Source organism: Streptomyces tubercidicus (assembly GCF_027497495.1).
In the GTDB taxonomy this organism is placed as follows: domain Bacteria; phylum Actinomycetota; class Actinomycetes; order Streptomycetales; family Streptomycetaceae; genus Streptomyces; species Streptomyces tubercidicus.
Genome location: NZ_CP114205.1, coordinates 8,170,995 through 8,188,491, shown reverse-complemented (window position 1 = coordinate 8,188,491; position 17,497 = coordinate 8,170,995). Strand labels below are relative to the sequence as shown.

The 17,497-nt window shown below is 67.7% G+C and carries 23 protein-coding genes and 2 pseudogenes; 6 read left to right on the top strand and 19 right to left on the bottom strand.

Features of this window, described 5'->3' with window-relative positions; all coding sequences use genetic code 11:
- The 8 genes and pseudogenes from STRTU_RS35490 to STRTU_RS35455 all read right to left on the bottom strand — a co-directional run bounded on the left by STRTU_RS35490 (window position 1) and on the right by STRTU_RS35455 (window position 4,119).
- Complete coding sequence (locus STRTU_RS35490) at window positions 1–849, bottom strand: GvpL/GvpF family gas vesicle protein (RefSeq protein WP_159749519.1); 849 nt, start codon at window positions 847–849, stop codon at window positions 1–3.
- Window positions 846–1,205 (bottom strand): gas vesicle protein, encoded by a 360-nt coding sequence (locus STRTU_RS35485; RefSeq protein WP_159749517.1) that lies wholly within the window; start codon window positions 1,203–1,205, stop codon window positions 846–848. The genes STRTU_RS35490 and STRTU_RS35485 overlap by 4 nt, the downstream gene beginning before the upstream one ends.
- A 153-nt stretch (window positions 1,206–1,358) precedes the next feature.
- Complete coding sequence (locus STRTU_RS35480) at window positions 1,359–1,583, bottom strand: gas vesicle protein GvpG (protein ID WP_159749515.1); 225 nt, start codon at window positions 1,581–1,583, stop codon at window positions 1,359–1,361.
- A 1-nt stretch (window position 1,584) separates the two neighbouring features.
- Window positions 1,585–2,331, bottom strand: coding sequence for a GvpL/GvpF family gas vesicle protein (locus STRTU_RS35475; RefSeq protein WP_159749513.1), 747 nt, complete (start codon window positions 2,329–2,331; stop codon window positions 1,585–1,587).
- A gap of 3 nt (window positions 2,332–2,334) precedes the next feature.
- Window positions 2,335–2,805, bottom strand: coding sequence for a gas vesicle protein GvpJ (gene gvpJ / locus STRTU_RS35470; RefSeq protein ID WP_159749511.1), 471 nt, complete (start codon window positions 2,803–2,805; stop codon window positions 2,335–2,337).
- A gap of 36 nt (window positions 2,806–2,841) precedes the next feature.
- On the bottom strand, window positions 2,842–3,156 hold the full coding sequence (locus STRTU_RS35465) for a gas vesicle protein GvpO (RefSeq protein ID WP_159749509.1): 315 nt from the start codon (window positions 3,154–3,156) through the stop codon (window positions 2,842–2,844).
- Between the two features lie 55 nt (window positions 3,157–3,211).
- Window positions 3,212–3,400, bottom strand: a pseudogene (locus tag STRTU_RS35460) (SpoIIE family protein phosphatase); the annotation flags it as partial.
- 128 nt (window positions 3,401–3,528) lie between these two features.
- Window positions 3,529–4,119, bottom strand: coding sequence for a DUF5994 family protein (locus tag STRTU_RS35455; RefSeq protein WP_159749507.1), 591 nt, complete (start codon window positions 4,117–4,119; stop codon window positions 3,529–3,531).
- A 229-nt stretch (window positions 4,120–4,348) separates the two neighbouring features.
- Between STRTU_RS35455 and STRTU_RS35450 the strand changes: the two genes are divergently transcribed.
- Window positions 4,349–4,582 (top strand): hypothetical protein, encoded by a 234-nt coding sequence (locus tag STRTU_RS35450; protein WP_159749505.1) that lies wholly within the window; start codon window positions 4,349–4,351, stop codon window positions 4,580–4,582.
- Window positions 4,583–4,622: 40 nt separating this feature from the next.
- Here STRTU_RS35450 and STRTU_RS35445 read toward each other — a convergent pair whose 3' ends face one another.
- The 6 genes from STRTU_RS35445 to STRTU_RS35415 all read right to left on the bottom strand — a co-directional run bounded on the left by STRTU_RS35445 (window position 4,623) and on the right by STRTU_RS35415 (window position 8,874).
- The gene (locus STRTU_RS35445) at window positions 4,623–4,751 is read right to left on the bottom strand and encodes an LPFR motif small protein (RefSeq protein ID WP_266857292.1); all 129 of its coding nucleotides are present in this window, start codon (window positions 4,749–4,751) and stop codon (window positions 4,623–4,625) included.
- An 83-nt stretch (window positions 4,752–4,834) separates the two neighbouring features.
- Window positions 4,835–5,218, bottom strand: a complete 384-nt coding sequence (locus STRTU_RS35440; protein ID WP_159749503.1) for a hypothetical protein — start codon at window positions 5,216–5,218, stop codon at window positions 4,835–4,837.
- A 170-nt stretch (window positions 5,219–5,388) separates the two neighbouring features.
- Window positions 5,389–6,384 (bottom strand): SRPBCC family protein, encoded by a 996-nt coding sequence (locus tag STRTU_RS35435; RefSeq protein WP_159749501.1) that lies wholly within the window; start codon window positions 6,382–6,384, stop codon window positions 5,389–5,391.
- A 3-nt stretch (window positions 6,385–6,387) separates the two neighbouring features.
- On the bottom strand, window positions 6,388–7,017 hold the full coding sequence (locus STRTU_RS35430; protein WP_159749499.1) for a hypothetical protein: 630 nt from the start codon (window positions 7,015–7,017) through the stop codon (window positions 6,388–6,390).
- Window positions 7,018–8,353: 1,336 nt separating this feature from the next.
- Window positions 8,354–8,533, bottom strand: a complete 180-nt coding sequence (locus tag STRTU_RS35420; RefSeq protein WP_159749497.1) for a CsbD family protein — start codon at window positions 8,531–8,533, stop codon at window positions 8,354–8,356.
- 11 nt (window positions 8,534–8,544) lie between these two features.
- Window positions 8,545–8,874: a SpoIIE family protein phosphatase gene (locus tag STRTU_RS35415; RefSeq protein WP_308789405.1), complete on the bottom strand. Its 330-nt coding sequence runs from the start codon at window positions 8,872–8,874 to the stop codon at window positions 8,545–8,547.
- Window positions 8,875–8,920: 46 nt separating this feature from the next.
- On the opposite strand from STRTU_RS35415, the pseudogene STRTU_RS35410 reads away from it, so the two are divergent.
- Window positions 8,921–9,127: pseudogene (locus STRTU_RS35410) on the top strand (IS5/IS1182 family transposase); the annotation flags it as partial.
- A gap of 191 nt (window positions 9,128–9,318) precedes the next feature.
- Here STRTU_RS35410 and STRTU_RS35405 read toward each other — a convergent pair.
- Genes STRTU_RS35405 through STRTU_RS35395 form a run of 3 tightly spaced genes read right to left on the bottom strand, consistent with a single transcriptional unit; the run spans window position 9,319 to window position 12,281 of the window.
- Window positions 9,319–10,398, bottom strand: coding sequence for a beta-keto acid cleavage family enzyme (locus STRTU_RS35405; protein ID WP_159749491.1), 1,080 nt, complete (start codon window positions 10,396–10,398; stop codon window positions 9,319–9,321).
- Window positions 10,399–10,452: 54 nt separating this feature from the next.
- Window positions 10,453–10,872 (bottom strand): carboxymuconolactone decarboxylase family protein, encoded by a 420-nt coding sequence (locus STRTU_RS35400; RefSeq protein ID WP_218039356.1) that lies wholly within the window; start codon window positions 10,870–10,872, stop codon window positions 10,453–10,455.
- On the bottom strand, window positions 10,869–12,281 hold the full coding sequence (locus tag STRTU_RS35395; protein ID WP_269777433.1) for an MFS transporter: 1,413 nt from the start codon (window positions 12,279–12,281) through the stop codon (window positions 10,869–10,871). Before STRTU_RS35395 ends, STRTU_RS35400 begins: the two co-directional genes overlap by 4 nt.
- Before the next feature lie 197 nt (window positions 12,282–12,478).
- Between STRTU_RS35395 and STRTU_RS35390 the strand changes: the two genes are divergently transcribed.
- Window positions 12,479–13,495 carry an AraC family transcriptional regulator gene (locus STRTU_RS35390; protein ID WP_159749487.1) on the top strand — a complete coding sequence of 339 codons (1,017 nt, stop codon included), beginning with the start codon at window positions 12,479–12,481 and terminating at the stop codon, window positions 13,493–13,495.
- Between the two features lie 180 nt (window positions 13,496–13,675).
- Here STRTU_RS35390 and STRTU_RS35385 read toward each other — a convergent pair whose 3' ends face one another.
- On the bottom strand, window positions 13,676–14,470 hold the full coding sequence (locus STRTU_RS35385) for a DUF6193 family natural product biosynthesis protein (RefSeq protein ID WP_246241652.1): 795 nt from the start codon (window positions 14,468–14,470) through the stop codon (window positions 13,676–13,678).
- A gap of 384 nt (window positions 14,471–14,854) precedes the next feature.
- Here STRTU_RS35385 and STRTU_RS35380 point away from each other — a divergent pair, with 384 nt between their 5' ends.
- From STRTU_RS35380 to STRTU_RS35370, 3 genes are all read left to right on the top strand, one after another.
- Window positions 14,855–15,112, top strand: a complete 258-nt coding sequence (locus STRTU_RS35380) for a hypothetical protein (protein WP_246241650.1) — start codon at window positions 14,855–14,857, stop codon at window positions 15,110–15,112.
- A gap of 32 nt (window positions 15,113–15,144) precedes the next feature.
- A complete protein-coding gene (locus STRTU_RS35375) occupies window positions 15,145–15,627 on the top strand; it encodes an SAM-dependent methyltransferase (RefSeq protein WP_159749485.1) in 483 nt (160 codons plus the stop codon).
- Between the two features lie 465 nt (window positions 15,628–16,092).
- Window positions 16,093–16,329: a GNAT family N-acetyltransferase gene (locus STRTU_RS35370; RefSeq protein ID WP_246241714.1), complete on the top strand. Its 237-nt coding sequence runs from the start codon at window positions 16,093–16,095 to the stop codon at window positions 16,327–16,329.
- Window positions 16,330–16,508: 179 nt separating this feature from the next.
- On the opposite strand, the gene STRTU_RS35365 is transcribed toward STRTU_RS35370, so the two are convergent.
- On the bottom strand, window positions 16,509–17,360 hold the full coding sequence (locus STRTU_RS35365) for an oxidoreductase (RefSeq protein WP_159749482.1): 852 nt from the start codon (window positions 17,358–17,360) through the stop codon (window positions 16,509–16,511).
- Window positions 17,361–17,497 lie beyond the last annotated feature (137 nt).

Genomic DNA, 17,497 nt, shown 5'->3' with positions numbered 1-17,497 from the left:
TCACACCTCCCCGACGAAGGAGTACGGCACCCACGGCCCGGACATCTCGATATGTGCTCCGGTGCGACGCCGCAGGCCGGCCACGGCGGCACGGAGTTCTTCGGCCGCCGAGGCCGCGACCAGGTACGTCGCGTTGAGGATCTGTACCCGGTGCTCCTCCCCCGTCGCCTCCTGGCCGTGCAGGCGGAGCCTGCGGGCGGCCGCCGCCAGGCGGGACAGCTCGGTATCGATGTCCTCGGCGAGCCGCAGTGTGCGGTCATGGTGCTGCTCCCGCGCCCGGTGCTGCCCGCGCTTCCGTTGCAGGTAGGCGCGGCCTGCACCGGTACCTGCCGGGGAGTCGGTCCGGGCGGACGCGGGCTCGCCTCCGCGAGACGCGGCGGGCGTGGCCGACACGTAGACCTTGACCCCCCATTCGGCACGGCCGTCGATACGGTCCAGCGCCGCGCCGAAACGGTCCGCGTCCCGGCCGAGGATCTCCTTGGCGCGCGCTTCGCCGTGGTAAAGGGTGGCCAGCGCGAGGGGTACCGTCGGCCCGCAGGCGGCCGCCGCGGTGACCACCTCGTGGTGGGCCCGTGCGCAGCGCTCCAGTTCCAGGCGGTCGCCGAGCCGCCGGTGCCAGGCCTCTTCCGTGAACTCGGCTGCCGGTACGTCCTGGACGACCGCTGTGAGCGCGCCGAACGGCAGAGCGCGCACCGGGGAGCCGTCGGCGAGCCCCGGAAGTCCGGTCAGGTCCGCGGGGTCAATTCGGCGGCACACGGCGAAGACGTAGACGGCGGTCTCGGCCCTCGCACCGTGGGACGGACCGATGGCCGTGGGATGTGTCGTACCGCTCAGCTCCTGTGTCGTCATGCGCCCGCCCCGCTCTTCGTGCGAGGGGCACCCGACGCCTCGTCGCCGTCGGCCTCCAGGGCTTCCAGGCGCTCGCGCAGCCGGAGGTTCTCGTCGCGGAGTTCACTGCGGGCCGCCTTTGAACTGAGCGCCGGGTCCGTCTCCCACCAGTCGATGCCGGCCTTCCTCGCGGTGTCGACCGAGGCGACGAACAGCCTGAGGCGGATGGTGAGCAGCTCGATATCGAGGAGGTCGATCTTGATGTCCCCGGCAATGACGATGCCCTTGTCGAGAACCCGTTCGAGAATGTCGGCGAGGTTGGCTGTACTGGGACCGGACGCGGGAGAGACGCTGTGCCGGTAGTCGACATCTGTCATGTAGTCACCCATTCCACCGTCCGCCTCATGGTCCGCGTCGCCTCCGTACTGCTCGCCGCCTTCGTCATCTTCGTCCTCGGGCGCGCTTCTCCCTTCGATGCGCGGCCTCACTCGCGCGAAATTCACCGCGCCAGCCCTCGCACGCGTATCGGGTCAGCATCCGTACAACAGGTAGAGCAGCCGGTCTTCTTCGCGCTCGAACGCCTCGGTGGAGAGATGACCGTTCTCGTACTCCTGATTCAGGGCGGCGAGCCGGAGGCGGACCAGTGCCGGATCGTGAAGCTCGCGATCGGCGGCCTCCGCGAGTTGGCCTGCGATCCAGGTCACGCCCCGTACGGGAGCGAGCGGCAGGGTGAGCACTCCGCTGATCAGCCCCATGTCATACACCGGTGCGTTCGGCGGCGTGCTCGGGCTCCATGAAGCTGTAGCACGGGAGGGGTCCGGCGACCCTCAGGTCCGCCCGGTCGCGATGACGCTGGGCCAGCAGACGCGCCTGCTCCGTGAATCCGTCACAGTCATCCCGGTTGACCAGGAACGACACGTTCATCACGCATCCGGAGACCTCTGGCCCGGCGGCGACCGCGTGAGCCGCGCGGCGCAGCTCCGCTACAGCGTCACGCCCCGCTTCGGCGGCGCGGCGCGACAGCGCCGTCGCCACGGCCTCTCCCAGGCGGACGTTCGCCTCGTAGCTCGGTCGGCGGCGTACCGCCTCGCGCAGTTCGCGGACGGTGCGATCGTCCCTGACCACGGCCGCGAGGGAGTCGTTGGCCGGCATCGCCTTGAGGTTGATCTCGACGCGGTCCGCGACCCGTTCCAGGACGGCCAGGTGGCGGTCCTCGGCATCCGCCAGCTGCCGGCGAACGGCCATCTCGTCGGGCGCGACCATGCCGAAGCGCATGGGGAGCAGCGGCCCCTGCTCGGCCAGCGTCAGCAACAGCTCCTGGTGCGCCAGCAGGTCACGGCGGCGGGCGCGCAGCTGCGGCGGGGCGGGGCTGACGACCGCGGCGAGCCGCCCTTCCTTGAGCGTCGTCACCGCCTCCGGCGGATTACCCACCCCTTGCAGAGCCGTGGGCACCGGATGCGCCGCCCGGACAATCCCGTAGACGTAGACGCCGTCGTGGGTCACCGGTCAGTCCTCCTCGGAGCTGCGCCGGCGGGAGGCCGCTCCGGATCGGGCGGGGGCCCGCCGTCGCCTCGGCTGCGATTCCTCCTCGGAATCCTCGTCCGAGTCGTCGCCCGCCCCCACCGCGGTGCGCACGGTGTCGCCGACGGATTTGGCCGCCTTCTTGACCTTGCTCTTCCCGATGCTCTTGGCGGCTTGGCCGCTGAACAGCTCGGGAACGGTGACGCTTCCCGAATCCCGCTCCAGGTCAAGGCGGTTACACGCCTCGGCGAAACGCAGATAGGTGTCGACGCTGGCGACGACGATGCGGGCATCGATCTTGAGGATCTCGATACCGACCAGCGACACCCGGATGAACACGTCGATCACCATGCCCCGGTCCAGGATGAGCTCCAGCACGTCGTACAACGTGCCGGCTCGTGGCGGGCAGGGGACTACCTCGCCGGCAAAGCCGGAATACGTGCTCGTGGCGGCCATCTGTTGACGTCCTTTCATCGCATGAGGACCGTGCGCTCACTCGTCGGCCGCGCCTCGGCGATAGCGACGGGTGCGGAGGTACTCCAGCAGCTCGCCCTGCTCGTCGAGCTTCACCTCGTAGGTGGCGAGCAGGCTCGTGGTGTCGGGAACTCGTGCCAGCTCAAGGACTTCCGCCTCGACACACCAGCCGTCCTCGGTGCGCCGGACGGCCGACACCCCCTCGACACGATGACTGATCAGGCTTTGCAACACCTCGGCCGCACCACGCGCGGCGTCCCCCGGCCTCATCGCAGGCGTCTTCCGCTTTCGGGTAGCCGTCGACGAGGTCCGTGTCCGCGATTGCTCTGCCATGGTTCAAGTGTGATCACCACCCTGGCCACCGCACGCTGAGCAGGGCCAAACGGCGTCCCGTGGTGAGGCGCATCATCTGCGCGGTGACGAAGTGGTCGGGCCCGAATTGCTCCGCGATGGCCCGGTCCATGAACGCGTAGATCTCGGACAGGCCGACTTCGGCCCGTCTGGCGTGCCGGTAGGCGCCGATGGCGACGGTCGCCGTGGTGGCGGCATCCGGGCCGTGGCCTATCGCCTCGGCCAGGGCACCTGGCTCAACGGCGTGCGGTGGAAAGGTCCGGAGAAGAGATCAGCCCCAGGCTGTTGGCCTGGGGCTTTCCTCCGGAACGGAGTGCGGGATCGACGTCGCGCTCGCGATGACTGACACGACGCTCAGACACCTTTCGTCGCATCCGGTACCTGAGCAATGACTGCTCGGGCGGGGGAACGTGAGGTCGGCAGGCTTGCGCCATGGCCGCCTTCGGAGTCCCAGACCGAGACCAGGGACAACTCCGTCTCCTCCGCGATCCGGCGTTGCTCCGCTTCGTTCATCAGGGCACTCGCAGTGAGGGTGCCCAGCGGATCGGCGGCCTCTGTCATGAGCCGGGCGGCGGCGGCCGGGCTGGTCTCCGGGGGAATGACCAGCAGGTCCCAACGGCCGACGCTGTAGGAGAGCAGCAGCAGCTTGTGCGGGTCTTGCTCGGCCGTGAACCAGCCGACACCCACCACATGCCCGTCGACGGGCACCTTCCGTGGGATGACCGGCCAGAAGGTGGGGTTCACCGTGACATGGGTGATCCGCCCCCACAGCGGGTCGAGGACCGCCGTCAGTGCGGGCAGTTCCGCCGTGAGGTCACGGGAGCGGGGCCACCACGCACCGTCGAGCAGAGCGGGAGCGGTGCCGGCCGGTGCCAGCATGAGTCGCAGGGACAGCGAAGAGGTCCGGTCTTCGACCGCCGGCGTATACGGAATGGTCGTGGTCATGACGCGGACCTTGCCCCGGGCCGACCGCAACCGGCCCGGCATCGTGAGTCGCCGAAAACGACACGAGCATGGAGGCTGGTGTACGGGGTGCCCTCGGTACCTTCAGCTTACTCCTGACACGGACCGCGCAGACGGTCAGAACTGTGACAACGCCTGATGGGACGGCAAGCCCCTGTCGGGACACCCTCGCCGGCCCGGTGCCGGCACGCACCATCCCTGGTCAGCGGGGGTGGCACAGCTGAGGCACGTCACCCCCATAGCCCTGCTCGGACTCGTGCTGCTGGGCGGCGGACTCCTGGTGCTCGCCGGCGGCGCCGATATCTGCCGGCGCTGGAACCTCGTACCCCCAAGCGGCGCCGGCCGCTCACCACTCGGGGGGGCACGCCGATCCGCTGGCCGGGACGACCTCCCCACGCGTGTCGACCTGAGCATCGCCCACCACAGCCCGCACCGCTTCGAATGACATCACGTCCCGTTCGCGGCCTGGGGCAGGCTGAGGGGTGTCAGTGGTGGCCGTGGGCGCTGTCGGCAGCTCCACCGAACAGCCGGGCGACGGCACGGAAGGGGAGGGTGACGACGGTGGCGATGGCCCCGCCGATAGACCTGAGTACGTCTGCGATGGCCGTGAGCATGACGGTCCTCCAAGGATCTCCTCGACCGCGGCGGGCGACGTGCTGCAGATCGCCGTGCGATCGTGATGCGTCAGCCGGACAGCTCAGTCCGACTCGGAGCGCGGTTCCTGCGGGTCGACACCGGAGGATGCCTCGGCATCCCTGCTGCCACTGGGACGCTGCGAACGGCCTCGGCGGCCTTCGTCGTGCATTCCCTTCTCCTTGGACCTGCCGCCCTGCTTCTCTCCACGACGCGAGAAACTCTTGACGGTGTCGCCCGTGACGCCCTCTATCTCTTCCTGGGCAGTTTCCTTGCGAGGTCCGGACTCGGGGGCGTACTGGCCAGGATGGAACGACCGGTGCGCACTCGGGTTTTCTTGTTGCCGGGTCTCGTCAGCATCAGGAGACCATCCGTGCTGTTTGATTCCCTTGTGACGGCTCGGCCCTTCGCCGTGGGAAGGGTGGGATGCTTTTTCATGCTTGGTCATGAGCGGGATCCGCCTCTCGTGTACGCCGCACCGCGAGCCAGCGAGCGTGGCGTCACTGCCAGGATAGTTCACGCCGCAGAACAGTGAAATCGCCGAGATTTTCAGACGTATTTCACGCGCCACAACTTGCATCCGCAGCCGCGCCGACGTGCGAATTCTTCCGGCACGTCTTATTCTTCTTCCTCGTCACCCTCTTCTTCCTCATAGTATTCAGCGTCTTCGTCGCCCTCTTCGGACTCTTCGGCCTCGTCCTCTTCGGGCTCCTCCTCTTCGGGCTCCTCCTCCAGGCCTTCGGAGTCTTCTTCGTCTTCGGCCTCTTGGTCTTCTTCGCCTTCGGTTTCTTGATCTTCGTCGTCTTGAAGTCCCTCTTCGTGGGTTCGGACAACTTCGCCGTCGCGGATCTCACCGCGCCAGCCTTCGAGGTCCTCGTTGTCGGTGAGCGTGACGTACCGCTGGAAGTGCTTGAGGTCCAGACGCAGGCGTCGTCCTTGAGCACGCCAGATGTTGCCCGTCTTCTCGAAGAAGCCGGAGGGGTAGTACTCGACCACAGCGACAATGCGTGTGAGTTCTGGGGTCAGTTCATGAAAGGTGATGGCACCGCGTGTGGTGCCCTTGCCCCCTTCGGAGTTCCACACGATCCGCTCATCGGGAATCTGCTCTTGCACGGTGGCTTTCCAACTGCGGTTGGAGAAAGCCACCTTCAGCTTCCAGTCGCTCTCGATCTCGTCCGACTGCGAGACACTCTTGACGCCCTTGGTGAAGCTGCTGAACTCCTCAAGCTGGGTCCATCGGTCATACACGGTACGCAAGGGCATACCGATGTCGATCACCTCGACGATGTTGGTGACCTTCTTGTCCCCGGCCTTGCCGCCACCGCCGAAGAACCCTTTCACGGTGTCGACTGCCTTGTCCTTGAGGCCACCGGCTTTCTCGCTGAGGAAAGCCTTTACAGGTGACTCTCCTCCGCCGAGCACCCGTTTCCCGACGTTGAGCAGGGTGCTGTTGCCGTCCCCCACATCACCCAGCCCCTGCGCAAGGTCGCTGATCTTGTCTCCGGCCTTGTCCACCAGCCTCTGGCCCTGCGCTTCGGCATATCCGGCCAGTTGCTCCTTGAGCATGTCAAGGCCGGAAGCCTTGTCCGGAGTGGTGTCGCCCTCCTTGGCCATGGCTTACCTCCTGCGACTGGTGCGGCGGGATGTCTTCTTCGCGGCTGTCTTCTTGGCGGCTGTCTTCTTCGCCGCCGGCTTACCGGACGCAGCCTTCTTCGCCGGTGCCTTCTTCCCCGGCGCTTTCTTCCCTGGGGACTTCGCTGTGCGGGCACGGCTCGCCGAAGACTTCCCCGGTCGCCGCCGTGAGGGCTTCTCCGCTTCGGCCTCGGCCGGTTCTTCCTCGTCCTCCTCGGCCGGTTCCTCTTCGTCCTCCTCGGCCGGTTCTTCCTCGTCCTCGGCCGGTTCTTCCTCGTCCTCCTCGGCCGGCTCCTCGTCTTCCGGGGATGCCTGAAGGGCGCTGGTGCGCTTCTGCAGGGCGTCGGCGAGTGCCGCGAGGCTGCGGTCGGCTGTCGCAGACAGTGCGGTGCGACCGGACTCCAAGAGCTCACCACGAGCCTGGTCGATGAGCTGTGCGGCCTGGGGCGTGGCAGCCAGATTGCGCAGCGCTTGGCCGATCAACTCTCGCGGACTCAGCGCCTGACCAGCAACCATCGAGGCAACCCCGATGGCGAGCTTGCCCTTCTTGGTCCGCCCCAGTACGTATCCAGCCGCGAGCGCGGCAGCCAGAGTGACTTTTGTATCGGTTTCCATGAATGGCCTCATGTCACGTTCGTGGAATCGTGCCGCTCAGGCACCATGCAGCCCGCTGCGCGGAACTGCCCAGATGCCCCGCAGCGCCTCTTGGGAGGCAGAGGCTTCCTATTCCCACTCTCACCCCACATCCCCGGGCACGCATCTCCCCAGGTATCGCCTTTCTCTCCCTGTCGGCCGGGACGGATTTGCTGCTCCTGCCATCTGGCGTCAGGTTCACCGGTTTCCGATGGGATGAGCGGATCCGACACGGCTGGCAGGATGTGCTCGTGACGGTGTCGGATGGGGGCTTGCGGCGAGGGCTCAGCAACCGTGGGGAGCCGACCATAAGCGACAGCATCATGACGGCAGGAACGGCAGGAACGGCGCAGGAGACCGTGTCGAAGATGTGTGCCGTCCCGGCCCCAACGGTGCTCTCGCACATCGAGGCCCCTCAACACATGCCTCTTGCCGACGCGCGGGAACTCACGAAGGTCTTCCTGTACGACTTGACGCTCCGGAGGAGGGGGTACGCGAGCACCAGTGTGTGCGCAACACCCCCTATCGAGTTCCGCGTGGCGCGGAGTTCACCACGTTGGCCGTCCCCTACGTCCAGGGTCAGATCAAGCGGTTCGCCCGCGAGGCAACCTGGTCGGTCCACGCACCCCGGCGTCTGCAGCGAGGAACTCAGCCTCTCCCAGATGCACGTCTCCCCCTCGTCACCCGCGTCTGCACACACCTGCGAAAAGCAATTCTGGCCACCGCCTGACTGCACAGCCCCTCAACTGCTGGGCGCAGCCCGCCGCTTGACTCCTTATGAGCCTGCCTGGGCAAGGTGTTCAGCGTCCGACGGCCCGCCGTAGCTGTTTCTGGTTCATGGTGGAACGGCCCGCGGTGTTCTTCTTGGCGTCTTCGTAGTGCGGGTCCTTGGCCGGACCGCCGGGTCCGCGGTGGAAGCGTTCCCCGTCTGGGACGTGTGCAGGCCACCGCCTCGGTTTAGTCGACCGCGTTATGACTGAAACCCCTGATCATCACCGGCATCAGGGCGATACCGAGCCGCTTCCGCGCTTTCGCCGAGCCCATCGCCGCCGTCTACGACCTATGCCCGGCCTGTGCTCGCACTGGCCGGGCTCACATCACCCAGGGCAACTTCGCCCGTACATGAACGGCTACGTCGCCTGTATCGACCCGCCACCGACTGCGGATTCCGACGCACTCGCCCGCGGGCTGCACGCCCGGATCCCCCTCGGGCGTGCATGCACCAGTCTCCCGGCACCGCATGAAGTGGGTGATACCGAAATGCACATGGGTGGGCGGCGACACAGAGTTTCGGAACGTGACCTACCGTTCCTTGCAGTTAGCCTCTGTTCTTGAAAGTGTCCTTCGCCTTCTCCTTGGCCTCACGGGCGGCACCCTTACTCTGCTGCGCTTGACCTTTGATGGTCATGCCCTCGTTGCCGACAGATCGACCGGCTTCTTTCTTCACTGTGCCTTTGACCTGCTCGGCCTTCGCCTTCGCCTTTTCTTTCGCGCTCACGATTCGCCTCTTTACTCACATCCAGCTACTAGAAGCAATAATCGCACACAATGCATTCGAATAGTTCGAATAGACAGGGAAAATGTCACCCCGTGACGCCCACGCCACAAAGCCTGATGCGCTCGGTCGGCATAATCCGCGACGGCCTGGTCGGCATCCTGAGCCTGGTCGAGGAGGCTGCTGTCGGCCCGGCGGGCGTTGCGCAGGGCTCCGACAACCATGGTCGCCAACAGTGCCGCCTGTACGTCGTGCCCCATCGTGTCCGTGAGGGACAGGTGCAAGGCATGACGGTCGAGTGTGCAGTCGAAGGTGTCCCCGCCGATGTCCACCGACGGCTCCATTGCTCCGGCGACGATGAACGTGCCGGTGTCGCAGGTGAAGGACGCCGCGGCACGCGAACGGGGCATCCGGCACACGATCCCGGAGAAGGCCGACAGCCGCGCCGCCCGCCTGCGCAAGGGCTCACGAGGTGGGCGGCCACCGGGCTTCGACGAGGAGCGGTACGAGAAATGCAACACCGTCGAACGGGCCATCAATAAGCTGAAGCACTCCCGAGCCGTCGCGACTCGCTACGACAAGCGCGGCTATGTCTAGTTCGGCACCATCACCGCATCAGCCCTCGTCACACGTTGTTCGCGGTCAGGCGTACTCCGGTTGCTGTGCTCCTGCAGGATGGCGAGGTTGAGCCTCCGGCTTCCGTGACGTCCGTGGTGAGGTGCCGGGCCGCATACCGAGGGGAGCACGGAACGCGGCCCGGCCGGGTGGTGTGGCGTCGGCAGTTGTTGTCAGACGAGGGTGTTGGCCGGTGAGGGAGCGGGGTGGCGCAGCGGGACGCCGCGCTGGCCGGGGCGGCGGTTGGGCGGCAGGCCCAGGTGGCCCAGCGTCTCGTCGGCGTCGGTCCAGTACTCGCCGATCCGGTAGAGACGCTTGGCCTCCAGCGGGGTGGCGACGTCCCGGCCGAGTTCGTCGGCGATACGGACGATCTGCTCGACCTGCTGGACAGAGGTGAAGCGCTCCTTGCGCGGGGACCAGAGATTGTCCTCGATGCCGACGCGGACGTGCAGGCCCAGCGCGAGGGCCATGGCGTTCATCGGGAGCGTGGAGCGCATGATGCTCTCGATCGTGAGCACAGCGCCGTCCGGGGCGCGACGGGCGAACTCGACCAGGTCGGCCGGGTGGAACGCGGAGGCACCGCCGCCGATGGCGACGTAGTTGAGGTTGACCGGGCCGGTGTAGACGCCGGCGCGGATCAGCCGCTCGACGGTCTCCAGCTGCGGCAGGTTGGCGAGCATGAAGTGGGGCTGAATGCCGTTGGCGGTCAGGCGCTTGAGGTGCTCCAGGTAGAACTCGGGGCCCGCCTCGCTCACCATGTCGCGGTACGCCGTGTGGAGCAGCGGGTTCTGCAGGGATGTGCCTGCGATGTCTTCCTGGGTCAGCAGCTCGACCACGTTCATCTGGACGGTGTTGACCGCGATGGTGACCTGGTCCGGCTTCGGGTCGAGCTCGGCGAGCATGTGGCGGGTGTCCCAGTCCAGCCACTTCGCCGCGTCGCCCTCCTTCTCGGGGGCGAACGAGATGGAGCCGCCGACCTGCAGGATCATCTCCGGCACGGCCTCACGCAGCCGCGCGATCATCTCGTTGACCATCGACAGCCGCTTCGAGCCGCGGCCGTCCAGTTCGCGTACGTGGATGTGGAGGAGCTGCGCGCCGGCGTTGTAGCAGTCCACGGCCTTCTGGATCTGCTCGTCCATGGTCACCGGGATGTCGTCGCTGTCGCCCGGCAGCCACTCGGGTCCGTAGGGGGCGACCTGGATGACCAGCTTCTCCTGGTTCTCGGGCAGCAGCGAGTCGTCGAGGAAGTGCATGTCGTGCCTCCGTGTGAGGGTGAGGGTGAGGGTGAACGAGGTGGTGATAAGCGGTCAGTTGACGTCGTCAGGACGCTTCTCGCGTGCGGCGAGCTCTTCCACCAGGAGCGGCACGCCGATGTTGCAGGCGTGGACGCCCACCAGCGTGGTCAGTTGGAGGACCGTCAGAATCTCCTCGGGGGTTGCGCCGAGATCCAGCGCGCTGCGGATGTGACGCTGTACACCGGGCCCGTACATGTGCGTGGCCGAGGCGTCCACGGCGATGCAGAGCAGTTCGATGAACTTCGGCTCCAGCACGCCGCTCGTCCATGGCCGCATGGCCATGGCCATGAACTGTTCGGTCCAGGCGGGGTCCATTTCCCGCAGGCCGTCCCAGAGCGGATTCCAGGCGCCCTGGGCCCGCATCCGGTCCACGACCGGGGTCGGCGCAGGCCCCGCCGCAGGACCGGGTGTGGATGGGTCATGCATGGTCATGTGCTCAGCTCCCTCTCGTGCGTGCCCGGAGGAATCGGCTCCGGGCCGCCGCCGGAGACGGCGGCGAGGTCCTTTTCGTAGCTGCGCGAGCCGAGCCGGAACGCGGCGGCCGCGGCGAGGCAGAACAGCGGCATCACCGCGAGTGCCGTCCGCAGACCGAAGGCATCCGACAGCAGTCCGGTGAGGAGTGGCCCGACGGCCAGCCCGAACAGGTTCTGCACCAGCGCCGCCATCCCGACCGCCGTGGCCCGCACGCTCGGGTGGACCACGTCGATCACGGCCGCCGGGGCGGTGCCGAGCGCCGCGGCCATGGGAAGCCCGGCGACCACGATCAGCGCGTACTGCCCACCGCCCGGCCCGAGCACGCCGAAGGCGGTGAACAGCAGCCCCCACGCGCCCGCGGCGAGCACCGCCGGGACCATCAGCCGGTGCCGCGGGCGTACGGCCGCGCACCGGTCGGCGAGGTGGCCGAAGACGATCACGCCGAGGAAACCCGCGAGGATGAACAGCGCCGCCTTCATCCCCGCCTGCGCGGAGGACAGGCCGTAGGCGCGGCCCAGGTAGCTCGGCAGCCAGGTGTAGAGGGTGGACAGCACCACCAGGTTGAGGGCACCACTGAGGTAACACCACACGGCCGTCCGCGAGCGGAACAGCCCGCGCACCGTGGCCGCCAGGTCCGGCCGCCCGGAAGAAGCCCGATGCCCCGTCAGCCCCTCGCCCGCGTCAGAGGCCGCGTCAGAGGCCGCGTCGGAGTCCGTGCCAGAGGCCGCGCCGGAGCCAGCGGTGCCCGCTCCGCCCGCGCAGGACACGGTAGCGGTGCGGTAGTCGCGCACCTTCAGAAAAACCAGCGCCAGCAGCAGCCCCGGCACACCGAACGCGCCGAGCGTCACCCGCCAGCCGAACTGCCCGGCCATCACACCGCCGAGCACCACCCCGAGCACCGAACCCAGCGGCCCTGCCGCCTGGAAGACGCTCAGTACGGTCGCCCGCAGGCGCTGGGGGAAGTAGCCGGAGAGCAGCGCCGCCCCCGCCGGGCCGTAACCCGCCTCGCCCACACCCAGCAGCGACCGGGCGGCGAAGAGCTGCGCATAGTTCCCGGAGACCGCGCACGCCAGTGCGGCCAGGCTCCATGCGCTGCCCATCGCGGCGATCGTCCGCACCCGGCCCCAGCGGTCGGCCAGCCTCGCGGCCGGGAGCGCGAAGACGGCGATGGTGACCGACACGGTGGTGACCAGGGCCCCCAGGGCGGTGTCGGACAGACCCCACGCCCTCTTCAGGTAGGGGAACGTCGACACCACGATCTGCCGGTCGATGTAGTCGGTCATCGCCAGTGCGACGACCGTCAGCGCCACGCCCCAGGCGTAGCGACACGACACGAGATGCGCGACGGAGCCCGAAGCGTCCAACACCAGCGGTGGCTCACCGTGGCCCGGCCAACTCCCCATACCCACCTCCCGGTTCACAGCCCTGGGTCGCTGCGAGTGACGGAAGACTAGGTCGGCAGAAGCGCTGGAGCTTTGCCGTGCGTGGCACAATGCTTGACAGTTTGTGGCACTGCCTGCCCTGCCCGTGGTCGTTCGGGCGCCGACCGGGGGGTACATCAGACGTGCAGCTCCTCGTCCGCAATGCCGTGCTCACCGGCTACGTCGAGTTGGTGCGCGCGCTGGGCGGCGACCTCTCGGCGCTGCTCGCTTCGGTGGGTCTGGACGCCTCCGATCTGGCCGTCCCGAACTCATGGATCCCGGCGTCCGCCGCCGCAGACCTGATCGAGTTCTCGGCCGCCGCAACCGGCCATGACGACTTCGGTCTACGGCTCGCGGAGAGCCGCAGGCTCGCGGTCCTGGGGCCGGTCAGCCTCGTTGCCCGCGAGGAGCCTGACGTCCGCAGCGCGCTCGGAGTGATCATGCGATACCAGCATCTGCACAACGAGGCGCTGCACAGTCGGATCACCGAGACCAACGGCCTGGCCACGATCGAACTCGGCCTCAACCTGCCCACCCCGCGCCGACGCCAGGCCACCGAGCTGCTCGTCGGCGCCATCCACCGCTACCTGCAGAACCTCGTCGGCAGCAGGTGGCGACCGGCCTCCGTACTGTTCGCCCACGCCCCACCGACGGATGCCGCCACCCACCACCGTGTCCTGGGCCCCGCGGTCCGGTTCGGCCAGAGCCTCAACGGCATCGTCGTGTACGCAAGCGATCTCGACGCCCCGAACCAACTGTCCGACCCGCTGCTGCGCCCCTACGTTCGCCAGTACCTGGAGGCGATCGCGGCGCCCCGTCCCGCGGGCGACGTGGACCGCGTCCGCGATCTGATCGAGGCCCTGCTCCCCACCGGCCGCTGCTCTCTCCAGCAGGTCGCCCACAGCCTCGGCGTCGACCGCAAAACCATCCACCGACACCTCGAACGGTCCGGTGAGACGTTCTCCTCGTTGCTGAACTCCCTTCGTGCACAGCTCGCCCAGCAGTACGTCGGCAGCCATGCCCGCCCCCTCACCCAGGTCGCCGAACTGCTGGGCTTCTCCGCACCCAGCACCTTCTCCCGTTGGTTCCGCGAAGAGTTCGGCACCAGCCCGACCGCCTGGCGAGCTGCCGCAGCCGGCCAGGAACGCTCGCGGGGCTAGTCACCTACGGCCTGCGGGCGAAGAATCTGCTGGTGGCGCCTGCCCGGCCGTCGGCAGTCACGCAGCGCATCCAGGGCGGGCGCCTCGGATGGGCCGGCCGACAGGTTCGAGGAGGTCCGGAACTCCGCCCGTCGGCAGATCGCAGCCCGGCCGTCATGACATCGGACGGAGGGAAGGCAGCTACGAAAGCTGTTGATCGGCGGCAGTGCCGGCGACTGCTGGTCCGCAGTTCGCCGGAAGCCCGCTTACCACCAAGGCGATCGCGTGCTCAGCGGTATCCGCCTTACCGATCACACTTCCCCGTGCGGGTCCGCAGACCCGGTAACGTCCATCGATCAGCGGATCGATGAACGGGATGTCCCATGAGTACGGGAACCCCGTGCAGGTCGTGAAATGAAGCGACCAGTGGCTGGTGAAAGGAAACAGCTGACGAAGCTGTGGTGCGGCGTGCGCAAGCTCGGCAACTTTCAGCATCCGATGAGCGAGCTCCAGACGGTCCGACTCAAGGCGCAGACCATCAAGGAGCAAGCGCCACTTCACTGCGACTGCCTCGGCGGGACCTCTTTCATGAGCCTCGGCCAGCTCGGTGACCTTGACGAAACGGCTCACTTCGCGGATCTCTTCGAGCCGCAGGCCGTTTCGCCATGCCTCCAGAGCCTGTGCCATCTCTCCCAAATCCTGAGTCGCACCCGAGACCAGCTGCACCCCCATGGACCAACCGCTGAAGATGAACCACCGCTCCGCAGACCCCAGGCTGATCCAGCACCCCTCACGGTCAGCCACCATGCTCTCGACGCCTGCCGACCGAAGCGGGTCCGAACCATCCACGAGAACCTTGCCCAGGGAGAGACCCAGCTCAGCAACGACGGCCTCCAGCGCTCCGGCCAAGCTGCCGGCAGACGCCAGATCCGGATACAAGGAAGGGTCGGCCGGAAGTGGCTCATGCCGGGCAGGGGGCATCGCGTTCGAGGTCACCGATGCAGTCTGCCCCTCGTACCGAGGAATCCGCATGTCCGTGAGATTGATCAAGCCGACCACGCCCTGAGACTCAAAGAGAAGCCCGCAGGTCAGCGCCGTGTCCTATGACAGAAGCCATGAGAACCACGACGACGCTGGAAGGCGAGTTCAGCACAGAGGAGCTGGTGACGCTGCCCGAGGGGATGCTCGCAGGTATCGGGCACGAAACCAGCGTGGACTTCTTGCGGAACGTGGGTCTCCCGGCGGCGTCGGCGGTCCGGGGCTGCCGGAGGATGTTGCCGCGGTGCGGCAGGTGCTCCAGGCCGGCCACGAGCCGACCGTCGTGGTCCCCACGACTGCGGCGGCATCATCACCGCGGAGGCCGCTGCGGGAATCGGGACGGTGCGCCACCTGCTGCTGGTCTCCAGCTACCTACCCGCGGTCGGGCAGAGCCTGTCGGATTTCGGGGACGGCAGCCCCTCCCTGTTCCTCGAGGTCGGCCCCGACGCCGGCACGGTCCATGGATCCGCCACCGACCACACCGAGTTGAGGACGCTGCTGGAGCAGGTCCGCGGAGCGGCTGGACCGCTTCTGGCACGGTACGCGCGTACTGCATACCGACGTACGCAGGTCATCGGTACGGTGGGCCAACTCAACTAACTGACCGACCCTTTGAGCGAGAGGCACTACACATGCCCGAGAACAGCACTCCTGCCGCGGTGGTTTCGGTGCCGGTGGGCCGGGTGGTCGGCGGCCGAGCGGAGGTCCGCGACGACGACTGGGGCAAGGAGACCGCGATCATCCGCCTGGACGCCGGCCAGTACGGCCCGGAGGCGGTGGCGGGCCTGGACACCTTCTCCCACCTGGAAGTCATCTACCACTTCGACCGCGTCCCCACCGACAAGATTCAAACCGGGGCCCGACACCCGCGCGGCAACACCGACTGGCCCCTGGTCGGCATCTTCGCCCAGCGCGGCAAGAACCGCCCCAACCGGCTCGGCGTCTCCCGCTGCCGCCTCATCAAGGCCGACGGCCTCGACCTGCACGTACAAGGCCTGGATGCCGTCGACGGCACCCCCGTCCTCGACATCAAGCCCTACATGGCCGAGTTCGGCCCCCAGGGCCACACCACCCAGCCCGACTGGGCCACCGACATCATGCGCCACTACCACTGACCGCCCCCGACGAGGTTCCTCAGTCCGTCGTGCATGCGTTCCGGCGGCTGATACCGAACCAGGTCGCGGCCGTTGCAGCTGTGGTGACCACGGAAAGGGTGCCGATGTTGCCTCCAGGGAACATCGGCTCGTCGTGGAGGCCGGCCCGGACGGGCGCAGAGACGGCGAAGGAGAGAGCTCCCCAGCCCAAGCAAGATAAGACCGCATTCGTCAGGGTCTCTGATCGCCCCCCGACCCCCCGGGTCTCGTCCCCGCGCCCAACCACCACGCCTACGTAACCACCCCCGCAGCTGGACCGATCCCAACGGCCTTGCAGCCTGCGAGCCGGACCCCACATGGGCGGGCGCGTGCAGTTCGGCGAGCCCGACGCACTGGGCCGCTCGGCGACCATGCAGGCGGAGGTGAGGAAACCGAGCGGCTGCCGCTCGTTACGAGACAGTTTTCTTCCTCTGTCTGGTGGAGAGGATGCCGGATCCGTACAGCGACAACACCCCGGTCGGCTACGTCACGAACTTCTACGTCACACCGTCGCAACGCAACAGGGGAGCAGGCTCGGCGCTCCTGGAGGCGATGAAACAGCACTCACGCAGCGCCGGCTTCGACACTCTGATCGTCTGGCCGTCACAGCGCAGCAGCCCCCTCTGGCAACGGTCCGGTTTCCAGCCCCCAGAAGAACTGTTGGAACTACCGCTCGACACCTGATGAGATCCGCTTCCGATACACGGCCTGACTTGAGTTTTCACCTCCACCCGGTTACCAGGAGGCGCTGGGTGGCGTGAACGGCTACGAGCAGGTCCGGCTGTGGTGGACCAAGAGCGGGCCGGCTTGGTGATGACGGCCGCCGTCGGGGCCCCGCGCTGGGGGCCCGACAGCGAGTGGCGTCAGGCGGAGCGGCTGACGTCGTCGAAGTCGGTGGAGGCCGACAGCTCGGCCCATGCCAGCATGTCGCGCTCGAAGGCGTCGCGTCCGGCCTGGACGAGCTGAAGCGCGTCGGTGCCGAGCAGCAGGCGCGTCGGCGGCTGGTCGGCCGACACGATGCGCAGCACCGCGGCCGCGGCCTTGTCCGGGTCGCCCGGCTGGTGCCCGCTGCCGTGGATGCGCCGGGCGCGCAGCGGCTCGAACAGCTCGTCGTAGTCGGCGATCACACGGGGTGCGCGGATCATCGAGCGGCCGGCCCAGTCGGTCCGGAAACTGCCCGGCTCGACGGCGGTGACATGGATGCCGAAATCGGCGACCTCCTTGCCGAGCGTTTCGAGGATGCCCTCCACCGCGAACTTGCTGCCGTGGTAGAAGCTGAGGCCCGGCATGGTGATCAGCCCGCCCATCGAGGTGACGGCGATGATGTGGCCCGAACGGCGTTCCCGCATGTGCGGCAGCACGGCCTTGATCACCGCCACGGTTCCGTAGACGTTCACCTCGAACTGACGGCGAAGGTCATCCATCGACGACTCCTCGAAGAGGCCGTCATGGCCGTACCCGGCGTTGGCGACGAGTACGTCGACCGGGCCCAGCTCGCGCTCGGTCTCGTCCACGACCGTGTCCACCGCGTCATGGTCGGTCACGTCCAGGATGCGGGCGTGCGCGTCGCCGCCGAGCGCCTCGAAGGCCCGTGCGTCGGCGGGCGTGCGCACCGTGCCCACCACCCGGTGGCCCGCGGCCAACGCCGCGTGCGCGAGTGCGCGGCCCAGGCCGGTGCTGACGCCGGTGATCAGGAATGTCTTGGTGTCCGACACAGGAGTTCCCTTCGTGCGATGTGAACAGAGGCCGACCGGGGCGGTGAGGTCCCGGCCGGTCTCGACACGTTCCACTTCAGCACCGGAATCGGCTGCTGATCGGATTCCGAGGGGTCCGCTTCGCCCCGGGGACAGCC